Annotated in this window: 17 protein-coding genes; 9 read left to right on the top strand and 8 right to left on the bottom strand. The window is 41.3% G+C overall.

Features of this window, described 5'->3' with window-relative positions:
* Positions 1-20 precede the first annotated feature (20 nt).
* From RI561_RS00255 to RI561_RS00215, 9 genes are all read left to right on the top strand, one after another.
* The gene (locus RI561_RS00255) at positions 21-848 is read left to right on the top strand and encodes a family 16 glycosylhydrolase (protein WP_395078200.1); all 828 of its coding nucleotides are present in this window, start codon (positions 21-23) and stop codon (positions 846-848) included.
* 60 nt (positions 849-908) lie between these two features.
* Positions 909-4,322, top strand: a complete 3,414-nt coding sequence (locus RI561_RS00250) for a hypothetical protein (protein WP_395078199.1) — start codon at positions 909-911, stop codon at positions 4,320-4,322.
* A gap of 18 nt (positions 4,323-4,340) precedes the next feature.
* Entirely contained in the window at positions 4,341-5,630 is a 1,290-nt protein-coding gene (locus tag RI561_RS00245) for a glycosyl hydrolase family 17 (RefSeq protein WP_395078198.1), read from the top strand.
* 3 nt (positions 5,631-5,633) lie between these two features.
* Positions 5,634-7,133, top strand: coding sequence for a glycoside hydrolase family 30 beta sandwich domain-containing protein (locus RI561_RS00240; protein ID WP_395078197.1), 1,500 nt, complete (start codon positions 5,634-5,636; stop codon positions 7,131-7,133).
* A gap of 29 nt (positions 7,134-7,162) precedes the next feature.
* Positions 7,163-9,514 (top strand): MFS transporter, encoded by a 2,352-nt coding sequence (locus RI561_RS00235; protein ID WP_395078196.1) that lies wholly within the window; start codon positions 7,163-7,165, stop codon positions 9,512-9,514.
* 1 nt (position 9,515) lies between these two features.
* Positions 9,516-10,424, top strand: coding sequence for a glycosyl hydrolase family 17 protein (locus RI561_RS00230; RefSeq protein ID WP_395078195.1), 909 nt, complete (start codon positions 9,516-9,518; stop codon positions 10,422-10,424).
* 2 nt (positions 10,425-10,426) lie between these two features.
* On the top strand, positions 10,427-11,371 hold the full coding sequence (locus RI561_RS00225) for a glycosyl hydrolase family 17 protein (RefSeq protein WP_395078194.1): 945 nt from the start codon (positions 10,427-10,429) through the stop codon (positions 11,369-11,371).
* Between the two features lie 93 nt (positions 11,372-11,464).
* A complete protein-coding gene (locus tag RI561_RS00220; protein ID WP_395078193.1) occupies positions 11,465-13,297 on the top strand; it encodes a T9SS type A sorting domain-containing protein in 1,833 nt (610 codons plus the stop codon).
* 196 nt (positions 13,298-13,493) lie between these two features.
* Positions 13,494-16,196 carry a LuxR C-terminal-related transcriptional regulator gene (locus RI561_RS00215; protein ID WP_395078192.1) on the top strand — a complete coding sequence of 901 codons (2,703 nt, stop codon included), beginning with the start codon at positions 13,494-13,496 and terminating at the stop codon, positions 16,194-16,196.
* Between the two features lie 71 nt (positions 16,197-16,267).
* Here the strand turns inward: RI561_RS00215 and RI561_RS00210 are convergent, their stop codons facing one another.
* The 8 genes from RI561_RS00210 to rplT all read right to left on the bottom strand — a co-directional run bounded on the left by RI561_RS00210 (position 16,268) and on the right by rplT (position 23,092).
* Positions 16,268-16,951 carry a tetratricopeptide repeat protein gene (locus RI561_RS00210; RefSeq protein WP_395078191.1) on the bottom strand — a complete coding sequence of 228 codons (684 nt, stop codon included), beginning with the start codon at positions 16,949-16,951 and terminating at the stop codon, positions 16,268-16,270.
* A 71-nt stretch (positions 16,952-17,022) separates the two neighbouring features.
* A complete protein-coding gene (locus RI561_RS00205; RefSeq protein ID WP_395078190.1) occupies positions 17,023-17,715 on the bottom strand; it encodes an ABC transporter ATP-binding protein in 693 nt (230 codons plus the stop codon).
* Complete coding sequence (locus RI561_RS00200; RefSeq protein WP_395078189.1) at positions 17,715-18,527, bottom strand: TIGR00282 family metallophosphoesterase; 813 nt, start codon at positions 18,525-18,527, stop codon at positions 17,715-17,717. Before RI561_RS00200 ends, RI561_RS00205 begins: the two co-directional genes overlap by 1 nt.
* A gap of 28 nt (positions 18,528-18,555) precedes the next feature.
* Positions 18,556-18,849 (bottom strand): cell division protein ZapA, encoded by a 294-nt coding sequence (locus RI561_RS00195; RefSeq protein WP_395078188.1) that lies wholly within the window; start codon positions 18,847-18,849, stop codon positions 18,556-18,558.
* A complete protein-coding gene (locus RI561_RS00190; protein ID WP_395078187.1) occupies positions 18,846-19,100 on the bottom strand; it encodes a hypothetical protein in 255 nt (84 codons plus the stop codon). The genes RI561_RS00195 and RI561_RS00190 overlap by 4 nt, the downstream gene beginning before the upstream one ends.
* Before the next feature lie 16 nt (positions 19,101-19,116).
* Positions 19,117-21,525 (bottom strand): phenylalanine--tRNA ligase subunit beta, encoded by a 2,409-nt coding sequence (pheT, locus tag RI561_RS00185; protein ID WP_395078186.1) that lies wholly within the window; start codon positions 21,523-21,525, stop codon positions 19,117-19,119.
* A gap of 17 nt (positions 21,526-21,542) precedes the next feature.
* Entirely contained in the window at positions 21,543-22,550 is a 1,008-nt protein-coding gene (gene pheS / locus RI561_RS00180) for a phenylalanine--tRNA ligase subunit alpha (protein ID WP_395078185.1), read from the bottom strand.
* Positions 22,551-22,744: 194 nt separating this feature from the next.
* Positions 22,745-23,092 (bottom strand): 50S ribosomal protein L20, encoded by a 348-nt coding sequence (gene rplT, locus RI561_RS00175; protein WP_395078184.1) that lies wholly within the window; start codon positions 23,090-23,092, stop codon positions 22,745-22,747.
* Positions 23,093-23,111: the final 19 nt, after the last annotated feature.

The raw sequence follows: 23,111 nt of genomic DNA, 5'->3' as shown, positions 1-23,111 counted from the left end.
TATAGAAATTATTTAAGTACATGAAAATTTCGCTCAGAATTCCATTAGCACTATTCATGGTCACTCTTCTGTTTGTGAATTGTGACAGCAATAATGAACCTGAGGATACTTATACAAATATAGTTTGGCAGGATGAATTTGAAGATGAAGGAAACCCTGATCCCGAAAAATGGTCATTTGACATCGGAACAGGAGAGGAGATCTTCGGGCAACCCGGCTGGGGTAATAATGAGCTTCAGTACTACACGGACCGTCCTGAAAACATCTCTGTGGAAGACGGAATGCTTAATATAACTGCGAAGAGCGAATCCTTTGACGGATCCAATTATACCTCTGCAAAGATCCTAACGAGAGATAAATTTGAAAGTATCTACGGCCGATACGAAGCCCGAATAATGCTGCCTTGGGGACAGGGTATATGGCCAGCCTTTTGGTTGTTGGGAGACGACTCCGGTGGCACTGTGAGTTGGCCGCAGATTGGGGAAATCGACATCATGGAGTACAGAGGGCAACAGCCAACCATCATTCACGGTAGCGTCCACGGACCGGGATATTCTGCAGGTAACGCGGTGACAGACAGTTATCAATTGATGAATGGAAGATTCGACACAGACTTCCATGTTTTTGCAATTGAGTGGGAACCTGATGTGATCCGATATTATGTAGATGATGTGCTTTACAATGAAATTACTCCCGGGGATGTAAGTGGAGAATGGGTTTTTAATGACAATTCGTTTTACATCATTTTGAATGTAGCGGTTGGAGGTACGTTTGTAGGTCCTCCTAATAGTTCAACCCGTTTTCCACAGACGATGAAAGTAGATTATGTAAGGGTTTATGAAGATTAAACTTATTTGATAATTCTGAGGCGAAAAATTAACAATAAAATTTAAGTACAGAAATAACACGTGTCCATAACAGTACAAAATATTAATGATGAAGAATGGTTTAAGATCTCCGATTTTGACGAAATGAGGCCTTTTTTCATGAGTATAGTAAGTGACTCTAACCACTGGATGTTCATATCAAGTAATGGCGGACTCACTGCCGGACGAAAGAATGCTGAACATGCACTTTTCCCATACTATACTGATGATAAAATCACGGAATTAGCACATACTACCGGTAGCAAAACTATTTTTCAGGTTAAAGTGAATGGTGAAACTCAGGTTTGGGAACCATTTTCCAATCGGGATGAATTTCGCTATGAAACCTCCCGAAATGTGTTCAAGAGCTGGCACGGGAATAAGATCTTGTTTGAAGAGATCAACCATGATATCGGGCTTACCTTTCGATACCAATGGAATTCCAGCAATCTATACGGTTTTGTCAGGAAGTCAGAATTAATCAACAATTCCGATGATGACCTAAAAATCCGAGTGCTGGATGGTATGCAGAATATCATGCCGTATGGTGTGAGCAGTGATCTCCAAAACCGATCGAGCAATTTGGTAGATGCGTACAAGCGCAGCGAATTGGTTTCGGAAACCGGGCTGGGTATTTACGCTTTAAGCGCCATCATCGTGGATAAGGCAGAACCGAGTGAGGCTTTGAAAGCGAATGTGGCTTGGTCAAAAGGACTTCAAAACCCAACCTATCTTTTGTCTTCACTTCAACTGAATCGATTCAGGAAGAAAGAATCGGTTCAGCAAGAAGAAGACATCAAAGCGGAGAAGGGGGCGTATTTCGTTTTATCTGATCTGGAGCTTTCATCCGGTTCAACCCAAGAATGGATGATGGTTGCCAATGTGAACCAGAATCATGCTCAGGTGGTAGCACTGAATGAAGCACTGAAGGGAGACCGTGAACTTGAAGAAAAAGTACTTGCTGATGTTGAACGCGGCACTCAAAAACTCAAGCAATTGGTAGCCGGGGCAGATGGAATTCAGCACAGTTCAGATCAGCTCAAAAATGCCCGGCACTTTTCGAATACGCTGTTCAATATCATGCGGGGTGGGACTTTCGATCACAACTACCGAATCGAGAAAAAGGATTTTGTTGCGTACCTGAACAATGCCAGCAAAGAGGTAGTCAAAAACAACGCAACGTTCCTCGAAGGACTGGATGACACGTTTGACAAATTCACGCTGGATCAAAAACTCTCGAATGCAGATGATCCCGATCTTACGCGACTTGGAAAAGAATATCTGCCCCTAAAATTCAGTCGCCGGCACGGAGATCCGAGTCGACCGTGGAACAAGTTTTCCATCAACACCCACAACGAAGTGGACGGCTCCAAGATCCTGGATTATGAGGGCAATTGGCGAGATATTTTCCAGAATTGGGAAGCGCTGGCACATTCCTATCCCAAGTTTATTGAGGGGATGATCTTCAAATTTCTGAACGCATCTACCTTTGATGGCTACAATCCATATCGCGTTACGAAGGATGGCTTCGACTGGGAAATTGCCGATCCGGATGATCCTTGGTCATTTATCGGGTATTGGGGTGATCATCAGATCATTTACCTGCTCAAGTTCTTGGAATTTTATCAGTCACACGAGCCGGAAGCACTTGAGCAACTCTTTGACAAAGAGGTGTTTGTGTATGCCAACGTTCCGTATCGAATAAAGGGCTACGACGACATTGCCAAAGATCCCAAAGATACCATTGAATTTGATAATGTTGCCGATGCCGAAATTCGCGCCAAAGTAGAAAAGCTGGGAGCTGATGGCGCATTGCGAGGCAGTGAAAAGGATGACATTCATCGTGTTAATTTCATGGAGAAGTTGCTGGCAACGGTGTTGGCCAAAGTCTCCAATTTTATCCCAGAAGCCGGAATATGGATGAACACGCAGCGGCCGGAATGGAACGATGCCAACAATGCGCTGGTCGGAAATGGCGTGTCGATGGTGACGCTGTACTACCTGCGCCGATTTTTGAAGTTCTTTGAGCCAATCATGGATCAGGCCGAGCTAGATGAAGTTTCGGTTTCTGAAGAAATGAAGGAGTTTTTTAAGGGAATTCACGGCGTCTTGAGCGATCATGTAGATCTTTTAGATGGAAGCATTAGTGTCAAAGACCGCAAAGCGATCACCGAAGCCCTTGGAAAAGCCGGAAGCAAGTTTAGAAATGCAATCTATGAAAACGGATTTTCCGGTGAGCGAACCACTATTGCAACCGCTGAGATCGCAGCATTTATTCAGATGGCGCTCGATCATCTGGAGCATTCTATTGAAGTGAATAAGCGAAAAGATGATCTCTATCACGCCTACAACATTATGAGTTTAGAGGAAGATGGGATCTCGATTTCCTACCTCGAAGAAATGCTTGAAGGACAAGTTGCCGTTTTAAGTTCAGGATATTTAACACCGGAAGAATCGGTGAAGCTGTTGGATGCGCTACGAAACAGTTCGCTCTATCGGAAAGATCAGCAGAGTTACATTTTGTATCCCAACAAAGAATTATCGGGGTTTTTGGAGCGTAATAACATTCCCGAAAAATCCGTAGAACGCTCAGAGCTATTGAAGCAACTGTTGGAAGACGGGCATAGTCAGATCATTCAGAAAGATATAAACGGCGGTTATCATTTCAGCGGAAATTTCAAAAATGCCCGGGACTTAAAGGATGCGTTGGATGAACTTAGTTCAACCCAATATGCCAGTCTTGCCAAAAAACAAGAAAAACTGATTCTTCAGATTTTTGAAGAAGTCTTTAATCACAAAGCATTTACGGGGCGTTCGGGGACATTCTTTGCTTATGAAGGTTTGGGTTCTATTTACTGGCACATGGTTTCGAAACTGTACCTGGCGGTGTATGAGGTTTGTGAGGCCGCAAATCACGGAGATGCCGATCAAGCCGTTCAGCAAAAATTAGCCCGACATTTCGAAGAGATCGGTGAAGGCATTGGAGTTCATAAATCGCCGGAAGTGTACGGCGCTTTCCCTACCGATCCATATTCTCACACGCCGGAATTTCGCGGAGCGCAGCAACCCGGAATGACCGGTCAGGTGAAGGAAGACATTCTTGCCAGAATTGGAGAACTGGGCATTCGCGTTGAAGACGGTCAGATCGAATTCAACCCATTTTTGCTTAAGAAAAATGAGTTCACGAAAGAAAGCAGGGAAGTAGCATTGATCTCATTAGATCAGGAAAACTATCAGATAGAAGTTCCTTCACAGGTACTTGCCTTCACGTATTGCCAGGTTCCGGTGACGTATCACATTTCGGATGCCGATGGCCTGAAAGTTGAAATGAGTGATGGTTCAATCGGAACCTTTCGAAACACAAAACTCGATAAAGAAATCTCACAGCAAATTTTTAAACGCAGCGGAGACATTAAAAAAATAACAGTGTCGCTGAAACCGGAATACCTCCTATAACCCTAAACCTTGATCACCATGCACAAACCACTGATATATAACATCCTGATAGCCTCCGTGCTATTTATGAGCTGCGGTGATCAAGCCGAAAATCCTATGAATGAGCAGACGATCACGGCTGAAGAAATCCTGGCTGATCCCATAAACTATCCCGCAATATCATATAGCGGTTACCGCGAAATTACCCGCGACAGCGTGCCAACTATTCCTGAACTAAAAGAAGACATGCGAATTTTGTCTGCTATAGGAATAAAGATCATAAGGACCTACAATGTATATCTTGAGGCCGTACCCCGGTTGTTAAAGGCAATTAGTGAGATGAAGGAGGAAGATCCTGACTTCGAAATGTACGTGATGATGGGGGCCTGGATCGATGCTAAAAATGCCTGGACCGATGAACCGGAACGTATACGTGATGAAGACAGTCCTCGTAATTCCAAAGAAATTGAAAGGGCGGCTAATCTTGCCAAAGAATATCCCGATGTCGTGAAAGTGATCGCCGTGGGTAACGAAGCTATGGTTCACTGGCAAACCGAATATTGGGTGGAGCCTGGTATCATTTTGCGATGGGTGAATCACCTTCAAAATTTGAAAGATGAAGGAGAATTACCTGAATCGCTTTGGATCACCAGTTCCGACAATTTTGCTTCTTGGGGCGGGGGAGGAAGTGAGTATCACAAAGAAGATCTCAACAAACTCATCAAAGCTGTGGATTACATTTCCATGCACACCTACCCGATGCACGACACGCATTACAATCCCGATTTCTGGGGCGTTCGCGAGGACGAAACAGAACTCAGCGATATGGAGAAAATTGAAGCTGCCATGCAGCGGTCACTGGAATATTCAGTCTCTCAATACCAAGGGGTGGTGGATTACATGAAAAGTCAGGGCGTGGATAAGCAGGTTCATATTGGCGAAACCGGTTGGGCAACCGTTTCCAATGGGTATTACGGAGATGAAGGTTCTCGGGCTACGGATGAGTTTAAATCTGCCCGGTATTATGAATTGATTCGGGAGTGGTCAGAAGAAAATGGTGTTTCAGTTTTCTATTTCGAGGCTTTTGATGAGAAGTGGAAAGATGCCACAAATCAGTTGGGATCAGAAAATCATTTTGGGTTGATCAACCTCCAATCGGAAGCCAAATATATGCTTTGGGATGAAGTAGAATCGGGTGTTTTTGACGGACTAACACGGGATGGAAAACCCATCACCAAAACATTTAACGGGGACCTGGATGCGCTGATGGAAACGGTGAAAGTACCGCCCACGGATGCTGAGATCCAGGCAAAACAAGAACAGGAGTAAACTATGCTACCACAGTTTGAACTACTTACCATTTTACCAATAATCGTTTTGATGGCCAGCTGTACAAATTCAGATTCGCTGGATGTAGAGATCTACGAAACTTCCGAATCCGGTAATAAACTCACAAAATTAGAAGCGCTTTCGGAAGCTGACAATCCAATTAAGGTGACCATCAACCCAGAAAAAACCTTCCAGGAAATTACTGGAATCGGAGGTTCCTTCACCGAGGCTAGTGCTTACCTGTTGAATGAACTAAGTGAAGAAAATAGAAACGATATCCTTGAAGCCTATTTTGGGGAATCCGGTGCGAAATACTCACTCACTCGTACGCATATGAACTCCAGTGACTTTTCGCTGGGGAACTATTCATATGCTCCTGTACCGGGTGATCGCAACCTTGAAAACTTCTCCATTGAAGAAGACCGGGATGATCTCATTCCGATGATCAAAGATGCAATGAAAATTTCCCAAGATGGCTTCAAGATTATTTCCTCACCGTGGACTGCTCCGCCCTGGATGAAAGACAACAACGATTGGAAAGGCGGTAAACTGCTTCCGGAATATTATGATACCTGGGCGCTGTTTTTCTCTAAATATTTGACGGCCTACAAAGAAGAAGGCATCGACATTTGGGGAATCACGGTAGAAAACGAACCGCTGGGCAACGACAGCAACTGGGAAAGCATGCACTTCACCCCGGAAGAACAGAACGAGTTTGTGAAGAATCATCTGGGTCCACAGTTGGAAAATGACGGTTATGCAGATATCAAATTGTTAGGCTATGACCAAAACCGTCACGAGGAACTTATTGAGTGGGTGGACGCGATGTATGATGACGAAGAAGCTGCCCAGTATTATGACGGAACGGCCGTGCACTGGTATGCAAGTACGTATAAGATCTTTGCCGAAGAGCTTCAGTATGCGCATCAAAAAGCGCCGAATAAGCATCTCATTCAAACAGAAGCCACAGTGGATGCAGATATCCCGGCCTGGAAAGATGATGCCTGGTATTGGTCAAAAGAGGCCACAGACTGGGGATGGGATTGGGCTCCGGAAGATCGTAAGCACCTGCATCCCAAATATGTACCGGTATTTCGTTATGCGCGAGATATGATAGGTACCTTGAATAACTGGGTAGATGGCTGGGTGGACTGGAATATGGTTCTTAATCGTCAAGGCGGTCCGAATTGGGCTGAAAATTGGTGTGTGGCTCCGGTCATTGTAGATCCTGATGCAGACGAGGTTTATTACACGCCACTGTATTACACTATGAGTCACTTCAGCCGATATATCCGTCCGGGTGCCGTAAGAATTGGGCATGAGATTAGCGACGATGAGTTAATGCTTACAGCCGCTCAGAATCCGGATGGTTCTATTGCGGTAGTTTTGTTGAATCAGGGTGAAGCCCAAAAGGGGATCGAATTAGATCTGAATGGACAAAAGGCATCGTTCGAAATACAAGGTAAAGCCATTCAAACCGTGGTGATCCCTGCGAGTGAATGATCAGATACGAAATCATAAATAGATAAAACATGTCACAGGCTAAAGCTACTAAAAAGAAGGTTCCATACCGTCACAAAATTGCATTTGGGATGGGGATGTTGGCCAATCAGATGTTTCCGGCTACACTGGGAATTTTTATGGTAGTGCTGGTGCAGAACCTTGGTTTTCCGGGCTGGATGTGGGGCATTGTTTATTTTCTGCCCAGGGTTCTTGACGCGGTAACCGATCCTATCATGGGATTTATATCAGACAATACCAGATCAAGGTGGGGAAGAAGACGACAGTATGTGATCACCGGGGCCGTCATCATGGGCGTTGCCTTCACGATCATGTGGCAACTATATGCTGAAAATTCGGTCAATTACAATTTCGGGTATTTCTTGTTTTGGTCTTTTGCCTTCTATATTGGCTTAACCATCTTCAGTGTTCCTTACGTGGCTATTGGTTATGAAATGAGTGACGATTTCCACGAACGAACCGATATCATGGCTATTGCTCAATGGATTGGGCAATGGGCTTGGGTGATTGCTCCGTGGTTCTGGGTGATAATGTACGATCCGGCTTGGTTCCCAACAGCTGAAGAAGCTACTCGAGAACTTGCTATTTGGGTAGGAGTTATATTTGCCATATGTGCAATGATTCCCGGAATTTTTATCCCAAGTCGATCTACTGTTAATGAGGATTATGAGCCGCTTACACTGAAAAATGTTGGGCGGAGCCTGAAAGAAATTCTCAGAGGCTTCAAAGAAGCCTTTTCATCCGTTCCATTTCGAAAGCTCTGTATTTCCACCTTTTTCATTTTCAACGCTTTCAACACCGTTGCAGGATTTTCATTTTTCATTATCGTCTGGTACTTATTTGGTGGAGATGCCGGTGAAGCGGGTATTTGGACACCACTGTTTGGCAGTGCCGGTGCATTGGTAACCACGTTTTTGGTAATTCCGGTTGTCTCGCACATGTCTAAAAAGATTGGCAAGAAAAATGCCTTTATGGTATCCCAAACGATTGCATTATTCGGGTATGCAAGTCTGTGGTTTTTATTTGTCCCCGGTGAACCCTGGTTGTTCTTGCTGGCCTTACCTTTTCACTCATTTGGGATCGGAAGTTTGTTTGTATTGATGATGTCGATGACCGCCGATGTTATCGACCTGGATGAACTCAAATACGGAAAGCGAAGAGAGGGAATATTTGGAGCCATTTACTGGTATATGGTGAAGTTTGGTTTTGCGATTGCCGGCGGATTAAGTGGAGTCATTTTATCCGTAGTAGGTTTTGATGGGAATCTTGATACCCAACCTGAAGGAGCGATCACGGGATTGCGATTATTCTTTTCAGGCCTGCCAATGTTTGGAACAATGGTGGCACTTTGGGTGATGCGCGATTATGACGTAACGGAAGAAAAAGCGAATGAAGTTCGGGAAATATTAGATGCCCGTAAAGCAGAAAAAGAAGCCGCTCCGGCCCCGTATTATTATCAAAAAGATCGCTTGCTTTCTTTGACCTCTGTTGATCCTGAAATAGAAGCAATTGCTTCTGAGATCAATAATCTTAGCATGAAGAAGTTAAGAAATAGCTTCAAGGATTCATTGAATAGTGGTATTCATGGATTCTGTTTCAGTCCATACCTGGAAGGGCAAAATCTGGGCGATCAGCTATCAAGGGAGCAAATAGAAAAAAGAATGAAGGTTTTGGCCCAACATACAAAATGGGTCCGTTCATTTTCTTGTACTGATGGTAACGAACTCATCCCCGAAGTGGCAAAAACAATGGGACTAAAAACTGTTGTTGGTGCCTGGATCGATGATAATCGTGAAGTCAATGAAACAGAGATAGCGAACTTGATCAAGGTTGCCAAAGCTGGTTATGCAGATATAGTGATCGTAGGTAACGAGTGCTTGCTGAGAGAAGAACTGAGTGAAGATGAGATCGTGGCGTATATCAAACAGGTCAAAGAGGCGCTTCCCGGAGTGAAGGTGAGTTATGTGGATACGTACTATCAGCTTCATAAAAGCCCGAAAGTAATTGAAGCCTGTGATGTGGTACTGGCCAACTGTTATCCATTCTGGGAGGGCTATGATGCCGATTATTCACCACTGTATTTGACAAAGATGTACGAATTAATAAAAGAGGTTGCCGGTAATAAGAAAGTGATCATTGCAGAAACAGGCTGGCCGACTTACGGAAAGAGCGTTGATCAGGCAGAACCATCCATCGAGAACATGATGAAATACTTCATCCGCTTAAAGAAATGGAGTGAAAAAGAGGAAGTGGAAGTGTTTTACTTCTCCTCATTTGACGAATCCTGGAAAGCCCGACACGAAGGAGATGTAGGCGCGAGATGGGGCCTCTGGAATAAAAATGAACAGTTAAAAGTAAACTAAAATGTCGTTTAGAAAAGAACAATATCTGAGTTATAAAGAGTCTGAAAAGGTTTCCAGGATCAATTATTTGGAAGAGTTGTCAGAGAAGGAAGTGGATTGCCTTTTCCGGGAAGTGCTGGAAAGTGGCATTCATGGGTTTTGCTTCAGTTTGTATGAAGAAGGTCAGGAGCCCGGCGATGTCATTTCGGAAGATCAGATTCGGCGACGTATGGAGATCATCAAGCCGCATACAAAGTGGGTTCGGTCATTCTCCTGTATTGAAGGAAATGAGCACGTCCCGAAAGTGGCCAAAGAACTTGGATTGAATACGCTGGTAGGTGCTTGGCTTGGAGATGACGAGGAAAAAAATAAAGAAGAGATTGACGGTCTTATTAAACTGGCTAACAAAGGCTTAGTGGATATCGCCGTAGTTGGAAACGAGGTGCTCTATCGCGAAGACCTGGAAGAAGAGGAGTTACTTAATTACATCAAAGATGTCAAAAAACGACTGCCTGAAAACATTCCGGTCGGCTATGTAGATGCTTACTATGAGTTCGTTCAACGGCCGGAGATCACCGAAGCCTGCGATGTGATTCTCTGCAACTGCTATCCATTTTGGGAGGGTACAAGTTTTGAAGATTCCTTCCAGCACATGCGCCAAATGTTCCATCAGGCAAAAGAAGCAGGGAAAGGAAAGAGAGTGATCATCACCGAAACAGGCTGGCCCAGCAAAGGCAAAAGTTTAGGCGGAGCCATTCCTTCAGAAGAAAATGCCATGAAGTATTTCATCAACACGAACCTTTGGTCTCAGGATGAAGATATCGAAGTATTCTATTTCGCCTCTTTTGATGAATCATGGAAAGTGGGTTCGGAAGGCGATGTAGGTGCTTTTTGGGGCATCTGGGATAAAGACGGAAACCTTAAATACTAAATATGAACACCTTCAGGGAAATAGGAATTGAGTCGGCTCGCGCCATTTGTTACTCCGGGTACCGGAAAGGACAGCGCCCCGGGCATAGTACACCCAGTTATGAAGAAGTGAAGGAAGATCTATTGCTTCTTGAAGGACATTGGAAATATCTCCGTCTCTACAATTGTGATGAACACGCCCAAACCGTCCTTGATGTGATCGAAACAGAAGGCCTGGATTTCAAAGTGATGCTTGGCGCTTACATCGAAGCGGAAATGAACAACTTTAATTGTCCCTGGGGCGGAGGTGTCTATTCCGAAAAAGAGCTTGAAGAAAATGCGGTTCAGAACAAAAATAAAATCCACAAACTTGCGGGATTTGCTTACAAATACTCCGATATAATTTTCTCATTATCAGTAGGAAATGAAGCTTGTGTGGACTGGACCGACCATTATGTGCACGAAGATAAAGTGTTGGAATATGTTAATATGGTGAAGGCAAAAACGGCTCAACCCGTTACGTTTTGCGAAAATTACATGCCGTGGCTCTTTAAGCTGGAGGAGCTTGCTGAAGCTTTGGATTTCATTTCCATACACACCTATCCCGTGTGGGAATATAAGCACATAAATGAAGCCATCGACTACACCAAAGAGAATTACTACGCCGTGGCTGAAAAATATCAGGATATCCCGGTGGTGATAGCAGAAGCAGGATGGGCAACAAAATCAAATGGGAATGGAATTAAACAGAATCATGTCAGTGAAGACTACCAAAAAAAGTATTTCGAGAATTTGATGAACTGGACTGAGCAAGAAGGCATCCTAACCTTCTTTTTTGAAGCCTTTGATGAAGACTGGAAAGGCTCATCCGATCCTTTAGAACCTGAAAAACACTGGGGACTTTTTACCATATACAGAACGCCTAAAAGGGCTGTTCAATCTTTCTCTGAACAGAAAATTAGAACTTAAACTTAACTAAATATTCAACTAAAAAAAGTAACTAATAATCAAAATTTAATAAAGAGTAAAAAGCTACAATCATAAACACAAAATTATAAGATCATGAAAACAACAACTTTAACAACACTATTAATATTTGCCCTGCTGGCGATGTCGAATTTGGCATTAGCACAGGACAATTTGGATCTATCCGTAGAGTCCTTTGATGCAGACACTTCGGTTCAGGACTGGACAACTGCAGGAGACGCAGCCGCCAAACCTGATGAAGTAACCCTTGAATGGGCTGAAACTGCGGGAGTTGAATCTTCCGGAGCTATGCGTTTTGGAGGGGTTAATGCGGATGGAGAAGGCGGTCGAGCCTATATCGTGGAAAAAGTATTCACCGACATCGACTTTGGTGGCGACACTGCCGTTACGGTATCGGTTGCAATTAAGTCTGAGTCACTCGTTGGTACCAATGTATTCGTTTTAACGGATATTGGAGGTTCAGTGGTGCAGCGTGATGATGGTATTATTTCGGAGCTCAGTGACTCAGAATACACCACTTTTACTTTTGATCATGAATCAATTTCGAGTTCAGCAAACTCCGTTAAACTTCAGTTTAATTTAGCAGCAGGAGCAGAACAGGATCAAGGCGGAACTATTTTAGTTGATGATATCATGGTAACTGCTGCCTCAGATAGTGGTGGTGAAGAACTTCTGACCAACGGTGATTTTGAAGCAGGAGATGACGGCTCATGGTTTGGTAATGCATTAAACATTAGAACTGAAGGAGGAAACAGTTATAATTTTGCTGATGTTACTTCTGCAGGTAATGCTTTTGATGTAAACTTAAGCCAGGGCGTAGAAATTGCTCAGGGTGAAAATTACATTTTGTCTTTTGACGCATCTACTGGTTCTGGTAACACACGTACTATGATTGCAGGAATTGGTTTGAATGAAGGAGCATTTACTTCTGCTACTGAGGAAGTTACTCTTACTGAGGAAACTCAAACATTTACTCTTTCTCTAAGATCTACAGGATTTGGTTCTGCTAATAGCCGTGTTTTATTTGATATGGGTGCCGATGTTGGTGTAGTTGTGATAGATAATGTTTCTTTAAAAGTAGATAACTCAGCCGGAGAAGATCCTGTTCCAGAAACAGCTGCTCCAACACCTCCATCACGTGATGCAGCCGATGTTATTTCATTATACAGCAATGCATACGATAACATTTCTATCAATCAGTGGTCTGCCCCCTGGGATGATTCAGATATCGAAGATATTGTAATAGAAGATAACGATACCAAAAAAATCATCTTCACAAATTTCTTAGGTGTTGATTTCGTGTCAAGTGCCTTTGATGCTTCAGAGATGACTCATTTCCACATGGACTTTTGGACGCCAGAGACGGATGTAACCGGTAAAGTATTCAACCCAAAATGGTCCAATCATGCAGGTGGCAACGGTGAGACCAATGCATTTGAATACACCTATGCATTATCAGGAGATGATTCTGGCACGTGGGTTTCAGTAGATGTGTCTATTGCTGATTTTAATGCAGTTAATGGATCAGATATGAGTGCTTTTGCACAATTCTTAATTACATCGAATCTCGATGTTGCTTACCTGGATAACCTCTATTTATATAGAGAAACATCAACCAGCATTGATGATGGAAATGAATTACCGGAAAAATTCACACTGAATCAGAATTATCCGAACCCTTTTAATCCAACTACCAATATTTCCTATAACATTCCAAATGGAAGCGAAGTAAATATAGAGGTGTTTAATATTCAAGGGCAAAAAGTAGCTACTTTAGTAAATAGCTACAAAACAGCCGGACAGCATACGGTAACCTTTGATGCATCTGCACTTGCTTCCGGAGTTTACACCTATAGACTTCAATACGGAAATGAAGTTCAGGTTAGAAAAATGATGCTGATCAAGTAAAAAATAAGGTTTTATTTTCTAAGCCGGTCTCCAAAAGGATCGGCTTTTTTAATGCCTGATAGTTTATAAAAATTTTCTGTAAATAAAATAACGTGGAATTTATGAGTCAATAAATTCATTTCAGCTGAACATAATTTCGGTCTTGGAAGTTGGAATATTTTTTAGATATTTAAATGTTCATAAATTGAGTGCTTATTTGAAAAGATTACTTACATATACATTTATCATTTCCATCATTGGAACTGTTTCCGCCATTTCCCAGTCATTCCCGGAAAAGGGGGTACCATTGATGCAAAACTATCCTCCGGCAAGTTACCATCACCAAGGGAAAATATGGGATATTGACACTGCCCCGAATGGCATTATTTATATGGCTGCTGATAAGGGGTTATTGGAGTATGATGGAAGAAATTGGACATCCTTTAAAGGCAGTGAGGGAATTGTCAGGTCTGTTTTAGTGGTTGATGACTCACTCATTTATACGGGATCTGACTTAGATTTTGGGGTTTGGAAAAAAAATAAATTTCAGAAGTTTGAATACACTTCATTATATCCGTTTAAAGAAGATTTGAATGAAATAAATGAAGAGTTTTGGGGAGTATATCTTGTTAATGGAAACATTTTCTTTGTTTCATCCAGCAATATCTATGTTTATGACGATGGTAATCTGACTAAAATTTCGGTTTCGGGTACTATTAAGAATAGTTTCGACACGAATAATGAACTTTATTTTATAAATAATGAAGGTCTCTATAAACTTGAGGCTTTAGCAGTATCAAAAGTTGTTGATTTTCCGACTGGGTATTCACCTGAAGTTATTGATATATATAAAGCTGATAACTCTGATGACCTTATTTTAGTTACAAAAGATAAGGGATTGATACAGTTTGCATCCGGTAATTTTAGGTCCCTGCATACAAATCTTTCAGAAAAGCTCATTTCTTCAAATGTATTTAGTTTTGCTACTATTGGAGATTCTCACTTGGCTTTTGGTACAGTTTTAAGCGGTCTTTTTATAACCGATTTAGAAGGCAATATTGTACACCACATCAATAAAAGTAAGGGATTGCAAAATAATACAGTCCTCAGTTTACATTATTCAAAAAACAGGAAGTTGTGGGTTGGGTTAGACTACGGAATTACCTCAGTAAGCCTTAATAGTGCTTATACTTTTTTCAATGACTATTTGGGAAATTTTGGGACAGGATATAGTGCTTTTTTAGAGAATGATGTATTTTATTTGGGGACTAACCAAGGGCTGTACAGTGTTCCTTGGGATGAATTGGATAACAGTTCTTCAAATGAAAATATTAGCCTGATACCGGGTACAGAAGGACAAGTATGGGACTTAAAAGTAATAGCCGGTCAAATATTAGTGGGGCACGACAAGGGCCTCTACTCACTTCAAGGTCAACAATTTGAAAGCTTGTACAACCGGCAGGGTGTTTGGACTGTAGAAGCTACTAACGACCATTTGTTTGCAGGCAATTACAATGGAATTTCAATTTTTGAGAAGCAAGATGGAGAATGGACTTTTCTAAAAAATATGGAGCTTATAGTAGGTGCTGTTACACAAATAGTGATTGAAAATGATGAAACTATCTGGGTCAATATTCCTAACTATGGGATTATAAAGATTAAGCTGAACGAGAGTATTGAACCAACTAATCGTGAGTTTTTTCCGGAGGCCAATTTTGAAGGTGATGACTTGATACTAAGTAAAAACGAAGGACAGATGGAGGTAATTACTGAGACTAATGTGTATGGCTTTGATGCTGCTGCAGGAGATTTTACCCTGCAGGACATTCGAAATACAGACAAGGTAATTCAGGAAGTTTTATTGCAAAACAAAAAGCCGGTACAACTAAATTCAAATTATGAGTTCATTCCCATCTACAATGGATTCGCTTTAAGAGATGTGCGAATCGGAGATTATCAAAACGTTAATAATTCCAATACGCTATTAATTAGAAAAATAGAAGCATTTACTAATGATCATCAAATGCAGGCATTCAACGGTGCAGAATTGCCTTATCAATTCAATAATCTAAGGGTAGAGGCTATAGTACCTAATGCTGACAACGTTAGATATCAATTTAAGAAAGGAACAGATGATGGCTGGGGCAATTGGTTGGATGAGGGTGTAGTAGAATTAATTGGGTTAGACTATGGGGCCAGATCAATTCAGGTAAGGGCCAAAGTCAAAGAGAGTATAACTGAGGCTCAAACTATACAGATTGATATAAAAGCTCCCTGGTATTTATCATGGTATGCCTACTTTTTTTATACGCTATTTGTTATCGGTTTAGCATACTTACTCTATCGATGGCAAAATAAATCGCTTAATCAGCAAAAAAAGAAATTGTTGTTAAATCAGCGAAATTCGTTGAGAGAACAAAAAGAAATACATCAGCAGCAGTTACAGATTGTAGAAGAAGAGAAAATGAAAGCTGAATATGAAAAAATGAAGGCTCAACTACGCAGTAAAACTGTAGAACTGGCGACAAAAACGAAGGAGAATGACGAAAAAAACAGGATCTTGAAAGCTTTGAAAAAGAAAATTAAGAACATTGAACAGAATCCTAAATCCTTTGAAAGGAAGTCAGCTGAAATTAAACAAATAATCGATTCACATATCGATGCAGAGGACGAGATCTTTGAAATTCAGATAGACGAGTTGCATCAAGAATTTTATGATAAACTAAGAAAAAAATTTCCAGACTTGACCAGGTATGATCTTAGACTTTGTGCTTACATTAAAATTGGGTTCGATTCCAAAGAGATTGCAGATTTATTAAATATCAAGCCATCCAGCGTGTATATCAGTCGTTCTCGTTTGAGAAAGAAACTGAATATTGAAACAGATGAAGACCTCCATAGCTACTTAAATTCCGTTTAGTCTATTACTACCAATAAAAAAGGCCTCAAATAGAGGCCTTAATTCATATATAGTATAAATAAGTTTAGTTTTTACTTAGCAGCAATCATTCCTTTCAAACGCTGCGAATCAGCAACTTTATTGCTTTGTGGATATTCATTGATAATTCTGTTTACCAACTCTTCAGCCTGTTCGTAGCTCTCAGCTTCGTAGTAAGCTTGAGCCGCTTCATATAGGTTAGAGGGAGTAGTAGTATTGTTTACACTCCATTCAGCCGCCTGAACAAATTTTTCGGCAGCGGCTTCATAGTTTTGATTGGCTAAATATAACTTTCCATGAAAGGAGAGTGCACCGACTCCCAAAATTCCTTCCGGTACATCAAATTCCTCAATATACACGAGTGCGTTTTCAATATCTCCAAGCTGGAAGCTTGAGACGGCAGCATAGTAGTTTGCTAAATTACCTGCATTGGTCCATGGAAATTCATCGGCTATCTGATCAAACCCATACGTAAGTTCAAAATCATTACCATAAAGAGCATTCTCATATTCGCTGCTGTTGTAATAATTTTCAGCAATTGAAAGGAGCTCCTGAGCTTTATTTTCTTGGGCAGCTGAATAAAAATTCCAGCCAAAAATACTGCCTATAACAATAATAAGAGCAGCAGTTATGGAAATAACCTGAGCTTTATTCTCTAAATAATAGCTTGCTAACCGATTATAATTATCGATTAACGGATCTGTTTCTAATTCTTCTTTTGAAAGCCTTTTCGACATAATTTCTGATTTAAAATATCTGTGATTTTTAAGGGTGTAAAAATAGGGTTGTTTTAGGATTTACCAAAACATTAAAGTGAATGTAAAGTACCGTTTTTAAGCTCTAAAATACGATCTGAACGACTTGCAATTTCTTTTTCGTGTGTTATGAGCAGGACGGAAACTCCGGTAAGTTCTCGAAGTTGGAAAAGTTGATCCAAGATGATATCAGTATTTGACTGATCTAAATTCCCGGTAGGCTCATCAGCGAGAATAATCCGGGGCTCATTCATGAGTGCCCTGGCCATTGACACTCGTTGTTGTTCACCACCTGAAAGCTGTGTAGGACGATGCTCTTTTCTATTCTCAATTCCAAATAATTTCAATAAATCATTAGCTCTCTCAAAAGCTTCCTTTGATGATTTACCGGCTATAAGGGAAGGCATGGCGATATTTTCCAACGCACTGAATTCGGGTAATAAATGATGAAACTGAAACACAAAACCAATATATGAATTTCGAAATTCAGCCATATCATCTGCACTATAGTCGGTTATATTTTCATTATCCCAATAGATGTCTCCGGAATCCGGTCGGTCTAATCCTCCCAAAATATGCAATAATGTACTTTTACCACTTCCGCTGGAGCCAATTATGGATGTCACAGATCCTTCAGAAATACTTAGATCCATCCCTTGCAATACATGTAATTCATCTCTGCCCTGGGCAGCAGGAAAACTTTTATGCAGATCTTTAGCTTCAAGAACAATTTTTTCAGCATCCATTATTCAATAGTATTAGTTAAGCCGGGATAAGTTACGGGCTCAATATGAATACATTTGCCGGTTTCAGCATCAATTTTAGCAAAAACTCCACACAATTTATTGTCACCGCTTGCAGCTCTATATTTTTGGTGAACACCGGTCATAAATCTTTTTATGGATACTTTCTTATCCATACCGATTACAGAATTGAAAGAACCGGTCATGCCTGCATCAGTGAGGTAGCCAAGTCCACCGGGAAAGATTCTTGCATCATTGGTTTGTACATGGGTATGAGTTCCGATGAGTACAGAAGCCTTACCATCAATATGCCAAGCGAGTGATTGTTTTTCTGCGGTAGCTTCAGCATGGAAATCAACTATAATAATGTTAGTCTCTTCTCTAATTTTTTCCAGTGCCCATTCAGCGGCAGAAAAGGGGTCATCAATAGCCTTCATAAAAGTTCTGCCTTGTAAATTTAAGACCCCAATCTTTACATTTTTATTAGGCACATTGAATAGACTAAAACCTAATCCGGGGTTGCCTTTAGGATAGTTTAGGGGGCGCAAAATGTGATCATGTTCTCGCATGTAGTCAAATACTTTCCATTTATCAAAAGAGTGATCGCCTCCGGTAACTACATGAACACCAAGATCTAATAGGTTTTTTATGATATGCCTGTTAGTGCCAAATCCTTCATGTGAATTTTCTGCATTAGCAATAACAAAATCCGCGTCATATTTATTAATGAGACTGGGCAGAAAGGTATTGGTCATTTCAATGCCGGGATCTCCGACAATATCACCTACAAAAAAAATGCTGATGGTATCAGCCAAAGTAAACTCCTATCGTTTGGTAGTAATTTTATTCTTTAATTTCGGTAAGTAAGCGTTCAAGACTGTGATTTACCCGTTCCATTAATGCTTCTTCATTGTCTTCGAGTTCACTGTTTGCCCGGCGTGCTTCAAAGAGTTCTTCTGCAATGCTTAAAGCAGCTAAAACCATAACCGTAGATTCCGGTTGTTTTACGAGCTGTTGCCTGTAGTTTTTGAAGCGCTCATCCACATAACTGCAGATTTTGATCATGGCTTCTTCTTCATGATCTTCAACTTTAAGGGGATATTGCTTACCGAGTATGGAAACTTTTATGGATTTCATGATTCAGCCCCCAAATGATGATCTATTTTTTCAATCAACCCTTGCACATGTTGACGAAATGCTAATCGTTCACTTTCACTTATTGCAGAGAAAATATCGGTTTGTTTTTCATGCTCTTCTTCAAGCTTTGTTTTCAACCTGCTATTTTCACGTTTAAGTTCACGAATTTCTTTTTTTAGACTGTCAACCTCTGCACCTACTTCATCCAGCAGTTGCCGAAATTTATCGGTTTGTTGTGCAAGTTTATTCATAAGAATTAAGGTTTATCTAACCTCTCAGTTTGGCTGAGAAATCTTTTTCAAGTGATTTAACAATACGCTGAATAATAGGTTCTACTTGTTTGATATTCAAGGTTTTGTTACGGTCAAGAAATTGAAGTCTGAATGCCAGGCTTTTATTTCCCTCTCCAATGGAATCACCTTCAAAAACATCAAATATATCAATGTCTTGCAGTTGGTCTCCTGCTTTGTCCTTAATAACATCCATAAGCTCACCTGCGGTAACTTCTTGGGGAACAATGACCGCAAAATCAAACTCAAATGCCGGAAACTTGGGCACGGACTGGAAGGTATTTCCAGGAATAACTTTCAATGCTTCCGCAATAGCAGACACGGATAGTTCGGCCACAAAAGTTTCTTGTTCAAAATCATAAGCCTTCTTCAATTCGTCTGAAGGAAGAAACAATGAGCCGACTTTAACATCACCCCAGAAATATTCTAAGGTAGTATCATCTGCTGCTTTAGATTTAATATGGTCTGCTAATTCAATTTTAGTGAAGAAAGCATTAACCAGAGATTTTAAGTCGAATACAGAATAAGGTTCAGCCTCTTTCGACCAACTTTCTTTATGTTTTAATCCCGCCAGTCCAAATAGCACATGCACTTCTTCTTTAATTCCTTCGTAATAGCTTCCTTTTTCATTTTTGTTAAAGACGTGACCAAGTTCAAAAAATCGAACTCCGGACGCTTTCCTGTTAAAATTATACGAGGCTGACTTCATAAATCCGTGAAGTAGGGAAGGCCGCAGCGTACTGTTGTCTTTATTCAAGGGGTTAAGAGCCGGAATCATTTCATCCAGATCTCCATACAACGCAGCATCTTTTTCAGAGATTAGTGAGTTGGAATATATTTCCCGAAGCCCAAGCTGCTGAGCAGTTTCACGGACTTTTTGATTTAACTTCTCCCATTCATTGATCGGTTCCGATGAAACAAAAATTCCGTGGCCGGGAGAGGGAATCTTGTTGTAATCAAATAATCGTCCCACTTCCTCGATCAGGTCAACTTCACGTTCCAGGTCAGGACGGAAAGTTGGAATTTCATAAGTGATCGTATCTTCGTTTTTAGAAACTTCTCTTAGTTCCAATCCATCCAGAATTTTACAAATAGTATCGATATCGAAATCGGTTCCCAGCAAACGGTTTACATAACTTTTTCGCAGTGAAAGCTCGTTGGTTTTTGTTTTAGTAGGATGGATATCGATGGTTTCACCGGATATAGTTCCTCCGGCAATTTCAGCTATTAACTGCGCCGCACGTTCAGCTGCAATTGCTTGCAAATTAGGATCAATGCCCCTCTCGAATCGATAAGAGGCATCGGTTTGCAGAGTTTGCTCTTTTGCTGTCTTTCGGATAGAGCCGGGGTCAAAATAGGCGCTTTCAATGAGGATATCCGTAGTGTCGTCGCTTACTTCTGAATCTACACCACCCATAACGCCGGCAATAGCAACAGGACCTTCACCATCACAAATAAATAAAGTGCCCGGCGAGCATTTTCGATTTACATGATCCAGCGTTTCAAAATCAATTTCTTTTTCAAAATACTTTACAATTATTTCTTTACCACGGATGGTGGAATAATCAAAAGCATGAAGGGGCTGACCCAATTCGTACATTACAAAATTGGTCACATCCACCACATTGTTGACGGGACGAACACCAATTGCTTTCAGTTTATTTTGCAGCCAACGGGGTGATTCTTTTATTTCAACACCCTTCACCATTTTGCCCACATATCGGTGGCATTTTTCGGCATTCTCTATTTTTATGGTGATGTCATCAGAATTATGAACCGTTTTTCCGGATGGAATTTTAGGCTTCTTGAGTTCCGAATTTAAAGCAGCTGCTAAATCCCGAGCTACTCCCAAATGACAAGTAGCATCCGGCCGGTTTGGGGTGATGGCAATGTCGATAATGGTATCTTGATATAGCTCAAAAATCTCAGAAATAGGAGCTCCAACTTTTGGATTTCCTTCCAACACCATGATTCCGGAATGGTCTGTTCCAAGGCCGAGTTCATCTTCTGCACAAATCATCCCTTCTGAAACTTCTCCCCTTAATTTGGCTTTTTTGATTTTAAGGTTTGAACCGTCATCCAGTTTAATGGGTAGGATAGAACCAACGGTTGCAACAGGGACTTTTTGTCCGGCTGCTACATTTTTGGCTCCACAAACAATCTGTGTTTGGGTAGCACCAAGGTTCACTTCACATACCTGAAGCCGATCGGCATTGGGGTGCTCACGCACTTCAAGGACTTCACCAACGATCACGCCGTCCAGGGAAGAACCGTACTCTTCAAGTTCTTCTACTTCAAGTCCGATGAGGGTTAATTTTTCAGCGGTTTCTTCCGGGTTGAGTGGAAGGTCAATAAATTCTTTAAGCCAGTTGTAGGATACTTTCATTAAAGTAAGAGAGGTGTTTAGTTAAACTGTTCTAAAAAGCGAATATCATTTTCGTAAAAGGTACGGATGTCATCAATGCCGTGGCGCAAGATGGCAATTCGTTCTACACCCATTCCCCAGGCAAAACCGGTATATTTTTCAGGATCAACGCCAGCATGCTTGAACACATTGGGATCTACCATTCCGGAGCCGAGAATTTCCAACCATTTGCCATCCTGATCTGATCCCCACCAAATATCCATTTCCAGACTCGGTTCGGTAAAAGGGAAAAAACCGGGGCGAAGCCGATACTTAACATCGGTTCCAAACATGAGCTTGGCAAAAGTAATCAGGGTTTCTTTAAGATCGGCTACGCTAACATTCTCATCAACATAAAGCGCCTCTACCTGATGGAACAGGAAATATGATTTTGGAGATACGGCTTCGTTTCGATACACACGTCCGGGCATAATAGCACGGATAGGAGGCTCAGTATTCTCCATTAACCGAATTTGAACAGGAGACGTGTGCGTACGAAGAACTAAATCCTGAATATTGGGATCATCACTTTTGCGAATGAAAAACGTATCCTGTTCGTCACGTGCCGGGTGATTTGGTGGGAAATTCAGAGCAGTAAAATTATGGAAATCATCTTCAATCTCAGGGCCATCCGCAATGGTAAACCCAAGCCGATAGAAAATGGATTTCATCTCCTCCAGCGTTTGAGTAAGTGGATGAAGCGAACCCATTGGATAGGATGGAGGTGTTAGCGTGATATCATCTTTGGCGCTAAGGGTTTTACTTTGATCTTGTTTCAATGCAATTTTAGCATCCTCAAACTTTGACTCAGCTAAATTTTTGACCTGATTCATAGCCTTCCCGACCTCAGCCCGGTCTTCTTTTGGAACTTGTCCCATGTTCTTGAACATAGATTGGACTTTTCCATTACGAGACAAAAATTCTAAACGAAAATCTTCAAGCTGATTTTCATCTTCAATCTCAAATTGCTGAATTTCTTGTTCTAAAATTTTTATGTCATCAAGCATGTGATGCTTAGTCTATTAATTAATATGGAAATTTCACTACGGCGCAGGGTGTGCGTAGCGAGACTGGTTCTGCACGCTCTGCGTCGGAACCAAAAAGAGTTGTGAAAGCAATGGAGCAAACACAATTCCTGAAAATAAAAAAACCGGTAGACCTTATGAAAAAGATCTACCGGTTTATATAATAAATTATGCAATTAAGCAGTGGCTTCCTTAACAATAGCAGCAAACGTGTCTGCATCGCGTACGGCTAAATCTGCAAGTACTTTACGGTTGATCCGCATATCCTTTTGCTTCATCCCGTGGATGAGCTTAGAATAGGTAGTACCGTTTAATCGAGCAGCCGCATTGATGCGGGTAATCCATAGACGACGGAAATTTCGTTTACGATTCTTTCGGTCGCGATATTGGTACAAAAGACCTTTTTCTACCGCATTTTTAGAAATCGTGTAAACGTTTTTACGCTTGCCCCAGTAACCTTTCGCTTGATCGATGATCTTTTTGCGACGGCGACGGGAAGCCACCAAATTTAATGAACGTGGCATTTTGTCGTGTTTTTAGTGT

Origin of the sequence: Gracilimonas sp., assembly GCF_031581265.1 — a bacterium.
In the GTDB taxonomy this organism is placed as follows: Bacteria; Bacteroidota; Rhodothermia; order Balneolales; family Balneolaceae; genus Gracilimonas.
The sequence above is the reverse complement of the archived record's forward strand: the minus strand, read 5'-3'. Positions and strand labels throughout refer to the sequence as shown.